The sequence below is a fragment of the Nocardioides iriomotensis genome (assembly GCF_004168035.1).
In the GTDB taxonomy this organism is placed as follows: Bacteria; Actinomycetota; Actinomycetes; order Propionibacteriales; family Nocardioidaceae; genus Nocardioides_B; species Nocardioides_B iriomotensis.
The window spans coordinates 1-14,757 of record NZ_SDPU01000022.1 but is presented as its reverse complement, the minus strand read 5'-3'; the positions used below and the strand labels follow the sequence as shown (position 1 = coordinate 14,757).

18 protein-coding genes are annotated in these 14,757 nt (G+C 72.6%); 9 read left to right on the top strand and 9 right to left on the bottom strand.

Features of this window, described 5'->3' with window-relative positions; genetic code table 11:
• Positions 1-14 precede the first annotated feature (14 nt).
• Complete coding sequence (locus ETU37_RS10945; RefSeq protein WP_129987371.1) at positions 15-698, top strand: hypothetical protein; 684 nt, start codon at positions 15-17, stop codon at positions 696-698.
• Here the strand turns inward: ETU37_RS10945 and ETU37_RS10940 are convergent.
• Together ETU37_RS10940 and ETU37_RS10935 are read right to left on the bottom strand one after the other, a co-directional pair.
• Entirely contained in the window at positions 650-1,210 is a 561-nt protein-coding gene (locus ETU37_RS10940) for a LemA family protein (RefSeq protein WP_129987370.1), read from the bottom strand. The two genes, ETU37_RS10945 and ETU37_RS10940, sit on opposite strands and share 49 nt — an antisense overlap.
• Before the next feature lie 44 nt (positions 1,211-1,254).
• Complete coding sequence (locus tag ETU37_RS10935) at positions 1,255-2,997, bottom strand: DUF2207 domain-containing protein (protein WP_206053873.1); 1,743 nt, start codon at positions 2,995-2,997, stop codon at positions 1,255-1,257.
• A 56-nt stretch (positions 2,998-3,053) separates the two neighbouring features.
• On the opposite strand from ETU37_RS10935, the gene ETU37_RS10930 reads away from it, so the two are divergent.
• Positions 3,054-3,839 (top strand): hypothetical protein, encoded by a 786-nt coding sequence (locus ETU37_RS10930; protein WP_129987369.1) that lies wholly within the window; start codon positions 3,054-3,056, stop codon positions 3,837-3,839.
• Here the strand turns inward: ETU37_RS10930 and ETU37_RS10925 are convergent.
• Genes ETU37_RS10925 through miaA form a run of 6 tightly spaced genes read right to left on the bottom strand, consistent with a single transcriptional unit; the run spans position 3,829 to position 10,070 of the window.
• The gene (locus ETU37_RS10925) at positions 3,829-4,278 is read right to left on the bottom strand and encodes a DUF2867 domain-containing protein (protein ID WP_165372492.1); all 450 of its coding nucleotides are present in this window, start codon (positions 4,276-4,278) and stop codon (positions 3,829-3,831) included. The genes ETU37_RS10930 and ETU37_RS10925 overlap by 11 nt on opposite strands.
• A gap of 2 nt (positions 4,279-4,280) precedes the next feature.
• Positions 4,281-5,795, bottom strand: a complete 1,515-nt coding sequence (gene hflX, locus ETU37_RS10920; protein ID WP_129987367.1) for a GTPase HflX — start codon at positions 5,793-5,795, stop codon at positions 4,281-4,283.
• An 8-nt stretch (positions 5,796-5,803) separates the two neighbouring features.
• Positions 5,804-6,700: a diaminopimelate epimerase gene (gene dapF / locus ETU37_RS10915; RefSeq protein ID WP_129987366.1), complete on the bottom strand. Its 897-nt coding sequence runs from the start codon at positions 6,698-6,700 to the stop codon at positions 5,804-5,806.
• A gap of 22 nt (positions 6,701-6,722) precedes the next feature.
• Positions 6,723-7,202, bottom strand: coding sequence for an SRPBCC family protein (locus ETU37_RS10910; RefSeq protein ID WP_129987365.1), 480 nt, complete (start codon positions 7,200-7,202; stop codon positions 6,723-6,725).
• Positions 7,203-7,237: 35 nt separating this feature from the next.
• Positions 7,238-9,094: a gamma-glutamyltransferase gene (gene ggt / locus ETU37_RS10905; protein ID WP_129987364.1), complete on the bottom strand. Its 1,857-nt coding sequence runs from the start codon at positions 9,092-9,094 to the stop codon at positions 7,238-7,240.
• Positions 9,095-9,146: 52 nt separating this feature from the next.
• Positions 9,147-10,070, bottom strand: a complete 924-nt coding sequence (miaA, locus tag ETU37_RS10900) for a tRNA (adenosine(37)-N6)-dimethylallyltransferase MiaA (RefSeq protein WP_129987363.1) — start codon at positions 10,068-10,070, stop codon at positions 9,147-9,149.
• Between the two features lie 50 nt (positions 10,071-10,120).
• Between miaA and ETU37_RS10895 the strand changes: the two genes are divergently transcribed.
• From ETU37_RS10895 to ETU37_RS10875, 6 genes are all read left to right on the top strand, one after another.
• Positions 10,121-10,345: an antitoxin gene (locus tag ETU37_RS10895; RefSeq protein WP_129987362.1), complete on the top strand. Its 225-nt coding sequence runs from the start codon at positions 10,121-10,123 to the stop codon at positions 10,343-10,345.
• A gap of 35 nt (positions 10,346-10,380) precedes the next feature.
• Positions 10,381-10,689 carry a hypothetical protein gene (locus ETU37_RS10890; protein ID WP_129987361.1) on the top strand — a complete coding sequence of 103 codons (309 nt, stop codon included), beginning with the start codon at positions 10,381-10,383 and terminating at the stop codon, positions 10,687-10,689.
• 18 nt (positions 10,690-10,707) lie between these two features.
• Positions 10,708-10,854 carry a hypothetical protein gene (locus ETU37_RS23170; protein WP_165372491.1) on the top strand — a complete coding sequence of 49 codons (147 nt, stop codon included), beginning with the start codon at positions 10,708-10,710 and terminating at the stop codon, positions 10,852-10,854.
• Entirely contained in the window at positions 10,851-11,189 is a 339-nt protein-coding gene (locus ETU37_RS10885; RefSeq protein ID WP_129987360.1) for a hypothetical protein, read from the top strand. Before ETU37_RS23170 ends, ETU37_RS10885 begins: the two co-directional genes overlap by 4 nt.
• A gap of 17 nt (positions 11,190-11,206) precedes the next feature.
• Positions 11,207-11,686, top strand: a complete 480-nt coding sequence (locus tag ETU37_RS10880) for an NUDIX hydrolase (RefSeq protein ID WP_129987359.1) — start codon at positions 11,207-11,209, stop codon at positions 11,684-11,686.
• A gap of 79 nt (positions 11,687-11,765) precedes the next feature.
• Positions 11,766-12,041, top strand: coding sequence for an HU family DNA-binding protein (locus tag ETU37_RS10875; protein WP_129987358.1), 276 nt, complete (start codon positions 11,766-11,768; stop codon positions 12,039-12,041).
• Between the two features lie 29 nt (positions 12,042-12,070).
• Here ETU37_RS10875 and miaB read toward each other — a convergent pair whose 3' ends face one another.
• Positions 12,071-13,561, bottom strand: coding sequence for a tRNA (N6-isopentenyl adenosine(37)-C2)-methylthiotransferase MiaB (gene miaB / locus ETU37_RS10870; RefSeq protein WP_129987357.1), 1,491 nt, complete (start codon positions 13,559-13,561; stop codon positions 12,071-12,073).
• 32 nt (positions 13,562-13,593) lie between these two features.
• Here miaB and ETU37_RS10865 point away from each other — a divergent pair, with 32 nt between their 5' ends.
• Complete coding sequence (locus ETU37_RS10865; protein ID WP_129987356.1) at positions 13,594-14,715, top strand: glycerate kinase; 1,122 nt, start codon at positions 13,594-13,596, stop codon at positions 14,713-14,715.
• The last annotated feature ends 42 nt before the right edge of the window (positions 14,716-14,757 follow it).

Here is a 14,757-nt window from a genome sequence, read left to right as displayed (position 1 = left end):
GGACGGTGACGAGGATGCTCGAACGTGAGGCTCTGCTGGGACGGTTCGCCTGGGTGATGGCGTGGGTGGGCCTGGTGGCCGGCCAGCTGCACGCCCTGGCCCGCTTCTCCGTGCCGGAGAACGCCGAGGACCTGGACTCCGCCCTCACCGCGTTCTGGGCCGAGCCGGCGATGGACCTGTTCGCGCCGCTGCTGCGCTGGGGCGACCCGGACCTCGTCTACGTCACCTACGGGAAGATCTGGTTCCCGGTGTTCCTGGCGTTCACCCTGTTCGCGTTCGTCGTCCACCGCCAGCGCCGTCCCCAGGGTTTCGAGCGGCTCGCGTGGTGGCCGGCACTGGCGGGCTACGTGCTCGGGACTGCGTCGACGTTCGTCGACTACTGGACGCAGTGGACCGGTGAGTACAACGTGCTCTTCGACGTCGGGTGGCTGCTGACCCTGCCGGCGTTCCTGCTGATCCTGTTCGGCTCCACCCTGCTCGGCCTGACGCTGCTCGCCCGCGGGGCGCGGCCGGTCCTGCCGTTCCTGCTGCTGGCCCTCGAGCTGCCGCTCGCCTTCCTCATCGTGATGATCACCTCGATGGGCAGCGCGGCGCTTCCGGTGATGTTCGCCTTCGGTCTGCTGGGTCGACGGGCGGCAGCGCGCGACGGTCAGAAGCTGACGGCTGGGGGCGTCTCCTGGCCGGCGGGCGCGTCGTAGAAGGGCCGGGACCTCACGCCGGCAACCCCGGCTAAGAACATCCACGGGATCGTCGAGACGAGGGTGTTCAGCTGCGCGGCGGCGTCGTTGTAGTACTGCCGCGCGAAGGCCAGCTGGTTCTCGGTCTCGCCGAGCTGCTCCTGCAGCTCGAGGAAGTTCGCGGACGCCTTGAGATCCGGGTAGGCCTCGGCGACGGCGAGCACGTTGACGATCGCCTGGTCGAGCCGCGCCTGCGCGGCGGACTTCTCCTCGACGGTGCCGTCCTTGGCCGCGGCGGTGACGCCGGCGCGGGCGGCGGTGACCTCCTCGAACACGGACTTCTCGTGCTGCGCGTAGCCCTTCACCGTGTTGACGAGGTTGGGGATCAGGTCGGCCCGCCGGGTGAGCTGGACGTCGATGCCTCCCAGCGCCTCCTGCGCCCCGATGTCGCTCGTGCGCAGCCTGTTGAACGCGATGACGCCGAACACCACCAGGGCGAGCAGCACCACCACGACGACGATCGTTGCCAGCATGGACGTTTCCTCTCGGTTGTTCGTGGACGGCGTCGGGTCCCGGGTCACCAGGAGCCGCCGCCACCTCCCCCGCCACCGCCGCCTCCCCCGCCGCCTCCACCGGAGGACGAGGAGCTCTGCGTGGCCTGGTAGGCACTGATGGACGACGACAGGCTCGACTCGAAGCTGTCGAGGGCGCTGCCGAGGTCGGGGCTGCCGCCGTACCCGCTGGAGACGTACGCCGGGGCGAGGGCCGCGGCGGCACCGGTCTCGGCCCGGTACTTCTCGGCCCACTCGTCCGCGCAGCCGAACGCGACGGCCCACGGGACGTAGGCGGTGTAGAGGTTCTCGCGGCCACTGAAGTCGAACCGCTCGACGCTCGACGGCGTGCTGAGCATCCGCCGGAAGCCGCCCGCCCGCGACCACATCTCCCGCCCCTCGGGGGTACGGCGGATGCCGATCCCGCGGCCCAGCAGCGGCACCCCACCGACGACGAAGGCGGCGAACGGCAGGCCGAGCAGGGACATGTCGAACGGGGTGAAGAAGAAGCCGACCACGGCGAGCACGAACGCCCCGACCACCAGGAGCCGTGCCCGGCCCTCGCTCGCGCTGCGGGCGAACGTGCCGGAGTCCAGGCCCCACGTCCGCGCGGCGGGCGCGATGGTGCCCTGCGCGGACTGCAGCGCCTGGCCGCTCGGCACCGACCCGTCGGCGTCGAACCGGCTGTCCGGGCGGTCGATCCCGAGCGACTCGCCGACGGCCTGCGTGACCGGGTCGACGTCGCGCCACTGCGCCCGCTTGCCGGTCCCCACGATCGTCCAGTGCTCGTCGCTCCCTGCCTCCAGCCGGAGCAGGCCCCGCTCGCCGGCGTGCAGCAGCGTCGCCTGCAGCGCCTCGCCGGGCACGCCCTCGTCGACCACGTAGGCGGCCTGGACGGGCCCGATCCCGTCGGGTGGCGCGTACATCACCGGGAACCCCGGCTTCGGCTCGCGGGCCCGGGACGCGGCGCGGGCACCGAGCAGCAGGCCGACGCCCGACAGCACGAGCAGCACGACCGCCACCCAGACGCTGCGGCCGAGCACGGCGTCCCACACGATCGGCCAGGGCAGCGTGTCGCGCCCGGGCGGGGCGACCGCGACGGGCGCCACGACGGTGATCGGGGTGCGCGGGTCGAGCCCGGTCTCGCGGACGGTGAGCGTGTTGCCGCGCACCCGCGCGTCGCACGCGCGGGTCACGCCGTACCCGACGGTGCAGCGGACGTCACCGATCGTGCCCGGCAGGGAGACCCGGATCCGCACGCGTTCCGCGGCCATCTCCCAGGCCCGCGCGAACACGTCCCAGTGCAGCTCGGAGCCGTCACCGGTCGCCGCGAGCGCGCCGTCGATGCGGTAGCCGATCGTGTAGACGTGCTCACCCGGGGTCAGCGTCCGGTCCGGGTCACCGATCCGGGCGACCCGGAAGCGACGGCCCTTCTCCCACGACATGTCCACCTCGGCGTCACCGCCGTCCTGGGTGATCTCGATGTCGCGCGGGGCCAGCCGCACGCTGTCGTCACCGGCGTCGGCGAGGTCCCAGTAGCGGAAGATGCCGTGCCGGCCGGCGGGCATGCGCGTCGTGATCGTCTCGACCGCCCGCAGGGTGCCGTCCGCGTCCACGGTGAGGTCCGCGCGGAAGTCGGCGATCACCGCCGGGTCGTACGACGTGCCGGGCTCGGTCTCGACCATCGCGGCCAGGGCAGGCAGCGTGAGAGCCACCAGCGCAGCCACGGCGACCAGCACCTGCGCCCCGCGCGCCACCACCCCGCTCACGGGCGGGATGCTAGTGCTTCCGCACCGGCCCGACGCACCATTCGGAGGACTCCACGATGGACCGCCCGACGTACATCCGCTTCGCCGACGCGCTCGTCGACACGCTGGCGGCACGCCGTGACGTGGTCGGGCTCGTGGCCGTCGGCTCGTTCGCGAGCGGTCCGGACGAGTACTCCGACCACGACTTCTTCGTGATCGCGCGCGACCCGGAGTCCGCGGAGGCGCTGCGCCGCGATGTCACCTGGCTGCCCGAGAGCGAGCGGCTGGTGCTGGTGTTCCGCGAGACGGCGCACGGCGTCAAGGTCGTGTACGACGACGGGCACCTCATGGAGTTCGCGGTGTTCCTGCCCGACGAGATCCGGCTCGCGGGCATCAACCGCGCCCGGGTGCTGCTCGACCGTGCGGACGTGCAGGCCCGGGTCGACGCCGCCCGGGAGGAGTCGACCGCGAAGGCCGGCTCGCCCGAGGAGTCCGACGCCTACCTCGTGGGCCAGCTCCTCACCGCGCTGCTCGTGGGGGTGCAGCGGCACCGGCGCGGCGAGCGCATGTCGGGGATCGACTTCGTGCACCGCTTCGGCCTGCGGTACTTCCTGGTGCTGCTGGCCCGGCACGTGCCGGCGGAGCACCCCGAGACGCGCGACAACCTCAACCCGTTTCGGCGCGTGGAGCAGGCCTGGCCGGCGGTGGGGATGGCGCTGACCGCGCTGTTCTCGACCGGCAACCTGGAGCGGACGGCCCTCGGCCTGCTCGACCTCGCGTCCGACCTGTTCCGGCCGCACCTCACCGACGCGTCGTCACCGGACGAGGCGTGGACGACGGTGCGCGGCTACCTCACTCGCTGAGCAGCGACGCCCAGCGGTCGGCGAGCAGCGAGAAGACCACGCGGTGCGCCGCGAGGTTCGACCACCAGTAGGCGTGCCCCACCGGACCCGCGGGATCGAACTCCGAGCGCAGCACCATCCGGGTGCCCTCGCCGTGCGGCTCGACCGTCACGCCCAGGTAGGCGGTGCCGGGAAGCCGAGTCAGCGCCCGCAGCCGCAGCGCCGGGTAGTCGACCGACTCGACGGTCCAGAAGTCGACGGTGTCGCCGGGTCCGAGCGGTCCGTGCGACCGCCCCATCCGCAGCCCGTGCCCGCCGACGGCGCGGTCGGCGAGGCCGCGCAGCTGCCAGAGCAGGTACGGCGTCCACCAGCGCGGGTCGCCGCCGACGTGCTCCAGCTCCTCCCAGGCAGCCTCGGGAGGCACCGGCAGGTCGCGGGCGTGCGCGTCGGCGTACGTCACGCTCAGGCGTGCGTGGTGAGGTACGGCGCCAGCTCGCCGGCCAGCGACTCGTTGACCCGACCGCGCACGACGGTGCCGTCGCCGGTGTGCTCGAGGTGGTCGACCTCGCCCTGGGTGTGGATCCGGTTGAGCAGGTCACCGCGCTCGTAGGGCAGCAGCGCCTCGAACTCCACGCCCGGACGCGGCAGCTCGCCCTCGATCTGGGCGAGCGCCTCGGCGATGCCCTCGCCGGTCTTGGCGGACACGACGACCGAGTGCGGCTCGCGCTGACGCAGCCGCGCGACGACCATCGGGTCGGCCGCGTCGGCCTTGTTGATCACGACGAGCTCGGGCACCTTGTCGGCGCCGATCTCGGCGAACACCTCGCGCACCGCGGTGAGCTGGCCCTCCGGGTCGGGGTGGGAGCCGTCGACGACGTGCAGGACCAGGTCGGCGTCGGCGACCTCCTCGAGCGTCGAGCGGAACGCCTCCACGAGCTGGTGCGGCAGGTGCCGCACGAAGCCGACCGTGTCGGACATCGTGTAGACGCGGCCGTCGGCGGTCTGGGTGCGGCGGGTCGTCGGGTCGAGCGTCGCGAAGAGCGCGTCCTCGACGAGCACGCCCGCATCCGTCAGCCGGTTGAGCAGCGACGACTTGCCGGCGTTGGTGTAGCCGGCGATCGCGACCGACGGGATCTCGTGCCGCTTGCGCCCCGACCGCTTGGTGTCACGGGTGGTGCGCATGTGCGCGAGCTCGCGGCGGAGCTTGGCGATCTTGGTGTTGATCCGGCGCCGGTCGGTCTCGATCTTGGTCTCACCGGGGCCACGGCCACCGATGCCGCCGCCCTGCGAGCCCACCCGGCCACCGGCCTGGCGGGAGAGGTTTCCACCCCAGCCGCGCAGTCGCTGCTTCATGTAGCTGAGCTGTGCCAGCTCGACCTGCGCCTGGCCCTCCTTGGACTTCGCGTGCTGGGCGAAGATGTCCAGGATCAGCGCGGTGCGGTCGACGACCTTGACCTTGACCCGGTCCTCAAGGTTCCTCAGCTGCGAGGGGGCGAGCTCACCGTCGCAGATGACGGTGTCGGCGCCGGTGGCCTGGACGATCTCGCGGAGACCGTCGACCTTGCCGCGGCCGATGTAGGTCGCGGGGTCCGGCTTCTGCCGGCGCTGGTAGAGCGCGTCGAGCACCTGGGAGCCCGCGGTCTCGGCGAGCAGGGCGAGCTCGGCCATGGAGTTCTCGGCGTCCTCGACCGAGCCGTCGGTCCACACGCCGACGAGCACCACGCGCTCCAGGCGGAGCTGGCGGTACTCGACCTCGGTGATGTCCTCGAGCTCGGTGGACAGGCCGGCGACCCGGCGGAGCGCGTGGCGCTCGGCCAGGTCGTAGTCGCCGGTCGTGCCGTCGACCTCTTCGGGGTCGTCGTCGGCGTAGCCCGACCGGAAGTCGTCGGCGTCGTCCCAGGCGTCGGTGTCGGCGAGCTCGGCGTCGAGGTCGAAGTCCTCGGGCTCAGGGGCGGAAGAAAGGTGTGCGTTCGTCATGTGTCCGTTCAGGTTCGCACGTCGGTCGTGGGGTCGACCAGCCAATTTCGAAGGACCGTTCCCCGGGCCACCAGCACGGCCGGGCCGGTCATGAGCACGCGTCCGCCGGACTCGGCGTCCGTCCAGGTGACGTGCAGCGTCCCTCCTGGAACGTCCACGCGGTACGGCGTATTCCGCTCGGCGCCGTCGGCGAGGGCCGTCGCGACCATCACCGCGCAGGCCCCGGTGCCGCACGACCGGGTCTCGCCGGAGCCGCGCTCGTGCACGCGCATCGCGACGTGCTGCCGGCCGCGACGGACGACGAACTCGACGTTGACGCCCTCGGGGTAGACCGCGGGGTCGTGCGCGGGCGGGTCGTGGAGCGGGCCGACCTCGCCGGCCGGGTCGAGCGAGTCGACGAACGCGACGGCGTGCGGGTTGCCCATCGACACGTGGGTGGCCGGCCAGGCGGCCGGGCCGACCGACACCTTGGTCTCGCCGAGCACCCGCGGCTCGCCCATGTCGACGGTGAACGTCTCGCCGGACGGGTCGGGCGTCACGGTCAGGACGCCGGTGCGCGTGCCGACCGGGATCGGCCGCGACGGGTCGACGCCCTCGTGGTCGACGAGGTAGCGCGCGAAGACCCGGATGCCGTTGCCGCACATCTCCGACGTCGACCCGTCGGCGTTGCGGTAGTCCATGAACCACGTGGCGCTCCCCCGCGCCGCGACGGCGTGCGGGTCGTCGTACGCCTCGGTGCGGATCACCCGCAGCACGCCATCGGCGCCGAGGCCGGCGCGCCGGTCGCACAGGCGCGCGACCAGCGCGGGGTCGAGGTCGCCGTGGACGCTGCCGTCGGGGTCGGGCAGCAGCACGAAGTCGTTCTCCGTGCCGTGTCCCTTGACGAACGGGAAGGTCGCGTCCACGTGCCCAGTCTAGGGAGGCCGGTCAGGTGGGCCGGCCCTCCGTGTGCGCCTTGAGCCGGGCCAGGCCCTTCTCGAAGTCGGGACCGACCAGCTTGTCGAAGCTGGTGAACACGCCCATCACCCGGGTCATCAGGGTCCGGGGGAAGGTCATCGTCCAGTCGACGTGGGTGCCCTCCCCCTCGGGCGTCAGCGTGAACACCGACAGGCTCTGCGACTTGAAGGGCTTGAGGAACGCCACCCGCACCGCGACCTTCTCGGGGTCGACTGCCTCGAGCACCTCCATGTGCCCCTCACCGGCCTTCTTGTTGCCCTTCCAGGCGTAGTGCGCGCCGGGGCCGTGGGCCGGGCCGGAGAACTCCCGCTGGAGATCGGGGTCGAGGTCCTCCCACGGCGACCAGTTGCGCCAGTTGTGGAAGTCGTGGAGCTGGTCGAAGACCCGCCCGGGACTGGCCGCGATGGACGTCTGCCGCGTGACCGAGATCTGGGCGCCGGTGTCTGCCATGGCCGGAGCCTAGACCCCGGCCATGGCAGACCGACTCACTTCCGCTTCGACACGACCAGGGCCGAGCCGCCGCCGCGGCGGGTGGGCTCGGAGACCGCGGTGAGCTGCTTCTTCTTGCCGAACTCGACGGCGGTGGCCGCCCCGATCTCGGCGGCGCTGGTGAAGGCGTCGCCCGAGGGCGCGAGGGTGTGGCCGTAGGCCGTGAGCAGGTCGCCGTACAGCGCGATGAACTCCGGCTCGGCCGTCACCGCCGCGGTGTTGCGCTGCGAGGCGCGCGGCGCCGCGATGGCCTCCTCGATGCTCATGCCGCGGTCGAGGTAGTTGAACAGCATCTGCGTGACGGTCGTGATGATCGTCGAGCCGCCCGGGCTGCCGAGCGCGAGCACGGGCTTGCCGTCCTTCAGCACGATGGTGGGCGACATCGACGAGCGCGGCCGCTTGCCGGGCTGGATCCGGTTGGGGTCGGCCTTGTCGTAGACGGTCGAGAAGTCCGTGAGCTCGTTGTTGAGCAGGAAGCCACGGTCCTTCACCAGCATCCCGGAGCCGCCGGTCTGCTCGATGGTGAGGGTGTACTCCACGACGTTGCCCCACTTGTCGGTGACGGTGAGGTTGGTGGTCTCGACGTTCTCGGTGTCGGGCGCGGTGCCGTCGGCGGTGCGGCCGGCGGTGCCGCACTTCCCGTCGTACGACGTCACGTCACCGGCGGCGACGGGCTTGGTCATCGCCTTGGTCGGGCTGATGTTGCAGGCCCGCTCGACCGCGAACGTGTCGTTGAGCAGGTCCTTAACCGGCACGTCGACCTTGGCCGGGTCACCGACGTACTTCGCCCGGTCGGCGAACGCCAGCGCGGTCGCCTCGAGGTAGTGGTGCAGCGCGTCCTGCGGCGACATCGACGCCAGGTCGTAGCGCTCCATGATGTTGAGCGCCTCGCCGACGGTGGTGCCGCCGGAGGACGACGGCGCCATGCCGAAGACCTGGTGGCCGCGGTAGCGCGTCCTCGTCGGCTTCTGGTTCAGCGCCTCGTAGCCGCGCAGGTCGGAGACCTTCATGAAGCCCTTCGGCACGGGCAGGTCGGTGTCGTCGCTCTTGGGCGGCTTGCGCACCGCCGCGGCGATCTCGCGGGCCAGCGTCCCGGAGTAGAACGCGTCGGTGCCGCGCTTGCCGAGCAGCCGGTACGTCGCGGCCAGGTCGGGGTTCTTGAACACCGAGCCGACCCGGGGCGCCTTGCCCTTCGGCAGGAACAGCTTCGGCGTCGTGGTGTAGGCCTCGAAGCGCTCCTGGTTGTCCTTGGTCTGGTCGTGGAACGTCTGGTCGACGACGAAGCCGCGGTCGGCGAGCTTCGCCGCAGGACCGAGCGCGCCGCCGAGGTCGAGGGTGCCCCAGCGCTTGAGGGCCCGCGCCCAGGTGGCAGGCGTGCCCGGCACCCCGACGGAGACGCCGCTGGTGACCAGGTCGGGGGTGAACGGGTAGGGGTCGCCGGTCGCCGGGTCGATGAACGCGTCCTTCGGCATCGCCTTCGGCGCGGTCTCGCGACCGTCGATGGTGCGGACCTTGCCGGACTCGGCGTCGTAGTAGACGAAGTAGCCGCCCCCGCCGACGCCGGCGCTGTAGGGCTCGGTGACGCCGAGCGCGGCGGCCGTGGCGACGGCGGCGTCGACGGCGTTGCCGCCGCGCTTGAGCACCTGGATGCCGATCCTGCTGGCCTCCGGGTCGACGGACGTCACGGCGCCGCCGTACCCGGTGCTGGTGGGGGTCTTGACGGAGTAGTGCGGCGCCCGCTGCTGCGGTGCCGCTGCGGACGCGCCGCCGAGGGCGGCGACCGCGGTGACGGACAGTGCGGTCGCCGCGGCGAGTGCCGCGGTCCGGGCGGCACGAGTGGCCGATGGGGTCATGAGCTTCCTCCCGAGTAAGAGCCTGAAGCGTTCCTACCCCTGGGAGGTTGGATCAATCAACCGTCCGTACGGCGGACACCGCGTGGGCGACGCGGTCGGGGTCGTCCCAGCGGACCCACGTGATGCGCGGGTCCTTGCGGAACCAGGCGTCCTGCTTGCGCGCGAACCGCCGCGTGCCGGCGACCGTCTGCTCGAACGCCTCGTCCTCGCTGATCTCGCCGTCGAGGAACGCCAGCACCTGCTGGTAGCCGAGCGCGCGCTGGGCGGTGCGGCCCTGGCGCAGGCCGGCGCCGGCGAGCCGGCGCACCTCGTCGACGAGGCCGGCCTCCCACATGTGCCGGACGCGGCGCTCGATCCGCTCGTCGAGGACGTCGCGCGGGATGTCGACGCCGACCTGCACGGCGTGGTCGTAGAAGTACTCCAGCCGCGGGAGGGTGGCACTGAACGGCTTGCCGGTGATCTCCACGACCTCGAGCGCCCGCACCACCCGGCGGCCGTTGGTCGGGATGATCGCGGCCGCCGCGACCGGGTCGACCGCCGCGAGCCGGGCGTGCATCGCCTCGGCGCCCTCGACCTCCAGCAGGATCTCCAGCGCCGCCCGCACGGTCGGGTCGGTGCCGGGGAACTCGAACCGGTCGAGCACGGCGCGCGTGTAGAGCGCGGACCCGCCGACCAGCACGGGCACGACCCCACGACCGCGGCAGTCGTCGACCACGGCGCGCGCCCAGCCCTGGAACTCCGCCACCGTCGCCGGCTCGGTCACGTCGAGCACGTCGAGCAGGTGGTGGGTGATGCCGCGGCGCTCGGCCTCCGGGAGCTTCGCCGTACCGACGTCCATGCCGCGGTAGACCTGCATCGAGTCGGTGTTGACCACCTCGCCGCCCAGCGTCTCGGCGAGGTCGAGCGACAGGTCGGTCTTGCCGGCCGCCGTCGGGCCGACCACCGCGACGACCGCGCTTGAGCCGTCGGCGATCATGGACGAGAGTCTGACAAACGCCGTACGACGCACCGGAAAGGGGCAAGCAGATGGGCTTCCTCGACAAGGCCAAGCAGCAGCTGACCAAGGCCGTCGACCAGCACGGCGACAAGATCGCCCAGGGCATGGACAAGGCCGCCGACGCGATCGACAAGAAGACCGGCGGCAAGCACCAGGACAAGATCGCGCAGGGCCGGGCGAAGGCGCAGGACGCGCTCGACAACCTCGACGGCAAGGACGACGACTTCCCGAAGGACCCCAAGGCGCCGCGCTGACGTTTTCCCCACGGCGCGAGGGGTACGCGCCGGTCATGGCAGCACGCGACGACCATGCCGACCGGGCCGACCACCGGGACCTGGACGCGCCGGCTCCCCCGGGCGGTCCCCTGCGCCAGGACCGGCCCGACGCCGACGTGAACCCCGTCGGGGCGGTCGACCCGAGTCCGCGTCCGGACCCCGTGCCCGACGACCCCGACGTGCGGCCGAGCAGCAACCCCGAGGGCCCCGCCACGATCCCCGCTCCCCCGGCGCCGGACGCGCCGGCCGACCCGCACCCGGAGCAGGAGGAGAACGCCGCGACGTCCCTGGACCAGCCGTCGGACGGCTCCGGCGGCGAGTGAGTCAGTGAGGAGGGCACGATGACCGAGTTCCCACCCGAGCACGAGCCCGAGCCCGACGTCGTCTCCGACGACACCGGCACGGAGTACGACTCCTTCGACGGCGAGGCCGAGGTCACGCCGCACGACGAGGAGCCGGCCGAGGGCCCTGACGAGGAGGACGTATGAGCGACCGTGCCGACCAGAGCCACGACGAGGAGACCCCCGGCCGCGCCGCCAACCCCAGCGCCGAGAGCGAGCAGGGCCTCGCCGGCGACATGGGCATCAGCAGCGAGCGCACGGGCCCGTTCCCGGGCGACAGCGTCGAGGGCACCGGCACCGTCGGGTCCGCCCGGGGTCACACCGACGGCGAGGTCGAGACGCACCCCGACCAGGTGGAGCCCAGCGGCGAGGTGCACCGGCAGGAGCAGGACGTCGAGGAGCACACCGCCTCGCTGCGCTCGCACGACGACATCCGCGCCGCCAACCCCCGCCCGACCCGGGACGACGACGCCGACGCCTGACCTCGTAGCCTCGCGGCATGCCGCACTCGCGCTTCACGGTCGTGCCCGCCGCCTACGTCGTCTTCCTGCGCGACGGCGGCGACCGTGCGGAGGGCGGGGGTCGCGAGGTGCTGCTCCAGCTGCGCTCCGGCACCGGCTTCATGGACGACCACTGGGCCTGCGCCGCCGCCGGCCACGTCGAGCAGGGTGAGTCCGTGCACGAGGCCGCCCGCCGCGAGGCGCTCGAGGAGGTCGGCGTCACCGACGTGGCGCTGACCCCGCTCACCGCCATGCAGCGCAGCAACAACACCGGGCTGCCCATCGACGAGCGGGTGGACTACTTCTTCGCCGGCACCGCCTGGACCGGCGAGCCGCGGATCGTCGAGCCCGACAAGTGCGCCGACCTGCGCTGGTTCCCGCTCGACGCCCTCCCTGACCCCGTCGTACCCCACGAGCTCGCGGTGCTCACCGCCCTCCGCGACGGCACCCTGGAACCGATCGTCAGCTTCGGCTTCTGACGTCTCGTCAGGAGTCACCCGGCGACGATCGGGTACGCCCCAGACCGGCATCACCAACCCAGAAATGAGAAGGAGAACCATGAAGAAGGACGAGATCGTCGAAGCGGTGGCCGAGGCTGCCGACATCAGCAAGGCGGAGGCCGATCGCGCCCTGGGCGCGATCATCAGCACGGTGACCGAGCAGGTCGCCGCCGGGAACAAGATCCAGCTCCCCGGGCTGGGCACGTTCGAGCCGCGCGAGCGGAGCGCCCGCGAGGGACGCAACCCGCAGACCGGCGAGACGATCCAGATCGCGGCGACGACCGTGCCCGGGTTCAAGGCCGCCACGGCGTTCAAGCAGGCCGTCTCCGGCTGACCCGCGCCCGGACGCGCCCCGTCCTCTGCTCAGCGGCAGGACGGGGCGTCCGGGAGCGGCGCCGGGACGCCCATGGCGGGCAGGCCCAGTGACACGGCGCTCCCGGCTCCCGCGGCGGCCGGCGCCAGCGTGCGCGCCTCCCAGGCGTCGCCGGAGCGGGTACGCCGCACTGACCGCACCGGAGCGTCGGACACCAGGTGGTGCGGGGCGCCGTAGGTGACCTCGACCTCGACCATGTCGCCCGGGCGTACGTCGACCGGCGCACCGGAGGCGTCGACGGGCGTGAAGTGCACCAGCCGGTTGTCGCGGGCGCGGCCGGAGAGCCGGTGCGTCTGCTCGTCCTTGCGGCCCTCGCCCTCGGCGACCATGAGCTCGACGACCGAGCCCTCGAGCTTGCGGTTCTCCTGCCAGGCGATCTCGTTGACCAGCGCGACGAGCCGCTCGTAGCGGTGCTGCACGACGTCGCGCGGCACCTGCTCCTCCAGCTCGGCGGCGGGGGTGCCGGGACGCTTGGAGTACTGGAACGTGAACGCGCCCTGGAAGCGCGCCTCGCGCACGACGTGCATCGTCTGCTCGAAGTCCTCCTCGGTCTCGCCGGGGAAGCCCACGATGATGTCGGTCGTGATCGCCGCGTCCGGCATCGCGGCCCGCACCCGCTCGATGATCCCGAGGTAGCGCTCCTGGCGGTAGGAGCGCCGCATGTCCTTGAGCACCTTGTCCGAGCCGGACTGCAGCGGCATGTGCAGCTGGTGCATCACGTTGGGCGTCTCGGCCATCGCGGTGATCACGTCGTCGGTGAACGCCGCGGGGTGCGGGCTGGTGAAGCGGACCCGCTCCAGACCCTCGATCTCGCCGCACGCGCGCAGCAGCTTGCCGAACGCGAGCCGGTCGCCGAACTCGACGCCGTAGGTGTTGACGTTCTGGCCGAGCAGCGTGACCTCGCTGACTCCCTCGGCGACCAGCGCGCGCACCTCGGCGAGGACGTCGCCGGGCCGCCGGTCCTTCTCCTTGCCGCGCAGCGACGGCACGATGCAGAACGTGCAGGTGTTGTTGCACCCGACCGAGATGCTCACCCAGGCGGCGTAGGCCGACTCGCGCTTGGTCGGCAACGTCGACGGGAACACCTCGAGCGACTCGAGGATCTCGACCTGCGCCTCCTCCTGCACCCGCGCGCGCTCGAGCAGGACCGGCAGCGAGCCGATGTTGTGGGTGCCGAACACCACGTCCACCCACGGCGCCTTGCGGGTGATCTCGCCGCGGTCCTTCTGGGCGAGGCAGCCGCCGACGGCGATCTGCATGCCGGGCCGCTTGGCCTTCACCGGCGCGAGGTGGCCGAGGTTGCCGTAGAGCTTGTTGTCGGCGTTCTCGCGCACCGCGCAGGTGTTGAGGACGACGACATCGGCCTGCTCGTCGGAGGGTGCGGCGACGTAGCCGGCGTCCTCCAGCAGACCGGTGAGGCGCTCGGAGTCGTGGACGTTCATCTGGCACCCGTAGGTGCGGACTTCGTACGTGCGAGGCATAACCCGAAAAGGGTACGTGCTTGGATCTCCCCATGCCGCGCGTGCTCGTCGCCCCCGACAAGTTCAAGGGATCCCTCACCGCGCTCGGGGTCGCCGAGGCCGTCGCGGCCGGGGTACGGCGGCACCGGCCCGACGCCGAGGTGGGCGCGCTGCCCGTCGCCGACGGTGGCGACGGCACGCTGGACGCGGCGCTGGCCAACGGGTTCGAGCGCGTCGACGTGGTGGTGAGCGGACCGACCGGCGACCCCGTGCGTACGGCGTACGCGCGGCGCGGCGACACGGCGGTCGTCGAGATGGCCGACGCGTGCGGACTGTCCCGGCTGCCCGGCGGGACGCTGCAGGGCCTGACCGCGTCGAGCCGCGGGCTCGGCGACGCGGTGGCGGCGGCGCTCGACGCCGGTTGCCGCGAGGTGGTCGTCGGCATCGGCGGCAGCGCGAGCACCGACGGCGGCGCCGGCCTGGTGTCCGCGCTCGGCGCCGTGCTGCTCGACGAGGACGGCGGCGTGCTGCCCGACGGCGGCGCCGCCCTCGCCCGGCTGCACGCGCTCGACCTCACCGACCTGCACCCCGCGCTGCGCGAGACCACGCTGGTGGTCGCCTGCGACGTCGACAACCCGCTCACCGGCCCGCGCGGGGCCGCCGCCGTCTACGGCCCGCAGAAGGGCCTGACCCCCGACGACGTGCCGGTGCTCGACGCGGCGCTCACCCGCTGGGCCGACCTGGTCGGCGACGCCACCGGCGCCGACCGGCGCGACACCCCCGGGGCGGGCGCGGCGGGCGGGGTGGGCTTCGCCGCCGTCGCGCTGCTCGGGGCCACGCTCTGTCCCGGCATCACGCTGATGCTCGACCTGCTCGGATTCGGCGACGTCGTCGGCGGCTACGACCTGGTCGTGACCGGTGAGGGCTCGCTCGACGAGCAGAGCCTGCACGGCAAGGCCCCGATCGGCGTCGCCGAGGCGTCCGGAAAGCACGGCGTCCCGGTCGTCGCGGTCTGCGGCCGCCGGCTCCTCGACACCGAGGCGCTCGAGGCGGCCGGCATCGGTGCGGCGTACGCCCTGCTCGACGTCGAGCCGGACGCCGCGACCTGCATGAGCGACGCGGCCCGGCTGCTCGAGGTGCTCGGCGAGCGGATCGCCGCCCGCCACCTCGGCTAGGGCGCGGCTCTCAATTCAGATTGGCCTGCTGCGCGCCGCCCG

Bases quoted from the DNA above. Each gene is read 5' to 3' on its own strand.
- ETU37_RS10890 (WP_129987361.1), top strand. From the start codon at position 10,381: ATGGCAGCACGCGACGACCATGCCGACCGGGCCGACCACCGGGACCTG.
- ETU37_RS10875 (WP_129987358.1), top strand. From the start codon at position 11,766: ATGAAGAAGGACGAGATCGTCGAAGCGGTGGCCGAGGCTGCCGACATC.
- hflX (WP_129987367.1), bottom strand. From the start codon at position 5,795: ATGACGAACGCACACCTTTCTTCCGCCCCTGAGCCCGAGGACTTCGAC.
- ETU37_RS10865 (WP_129987356.1), top strand. From the start codon at position 13,594: ATGCCGCGCGTGCTCGTCGCCCCCGACAAGTTCAAGGGATCCCTCACC.
- ETU37_RS10940 (WP_129987370.1), bottom strand. From the start codon at position 1,210: ATGCTGGCAACGATCGTCGTCGTGGTGGTGCTGCTCGCCCTGGTGGTG.
- ETU37_RS23170 (WP_165372491.1), top strand. From the start codon at position 10,708: ATGACCGAGTTCCCACCCGAGCACGAGCCCGAGCCCGACGTCGTCTCC.
- ETU37_RS10945 (WP_129987371.1), top strand. From the start codon at position 15: ATGCTCGAACGTGAGGCTCTGCTGGGACGGTTCGCCTGGGTGATGGCG.
- ETU37_RS10885 (WP_129987360.1), top strand. From the start codon at position 10,851: ATGAGCGACCGTGCCGACCAGAGCCACGACGAGGAGACCCCCGGCCGC.
- miaA (WP_129987363.1), bottom strand. From the start codon at position 10,070: ATGATCGCCGACGGCTCAAGCGCGGTCGTCGCGGTGGTCGGCCCGACG.
- ggt (WP_129987364.1), bottom strand. From the start codon at position 9,094: ATGACCCCATCGGCCACTCGTGCCGCCCGGACCGCGGCACTCGCCGCG.
- miaB (WP_129987357.1), bottom strand. From the start codon at position 13,561: ATGCCTCGCACGTACGAAGTCCGCACCTACGGGTGCCAGATGAACGTC.
- ETU37_RS10880 (WP_129987359.1), top strand. From the start codon at position 11,207: ATGCCGCACTCGCGCTTCACGGTCGTGCCCGCCGCCTACGTCGTCTTC.
- ETU37_RS10910 (WP_129987365.1), bottom strand. From the start codon at position 7,202: ATGGCAGACACCGGCGCCCAGATCTCGGTCACGCGGCAGACGTCCATC.
- ETU37_RS10930 (WP_129987369.1), top strand. From the start codon at position 3,054: ATGGACCGCCCGACGTACATCCGCTTCGCCGACGCGCTCGTCGACACG.
- ETU37_RS10895 (WP_129987362.1), top strand. From the start codon at position 10,121: ATGGGCTTCCTCGACAAGGCCAAGCAGCAGCTGACCAAGGCCGTCGAC.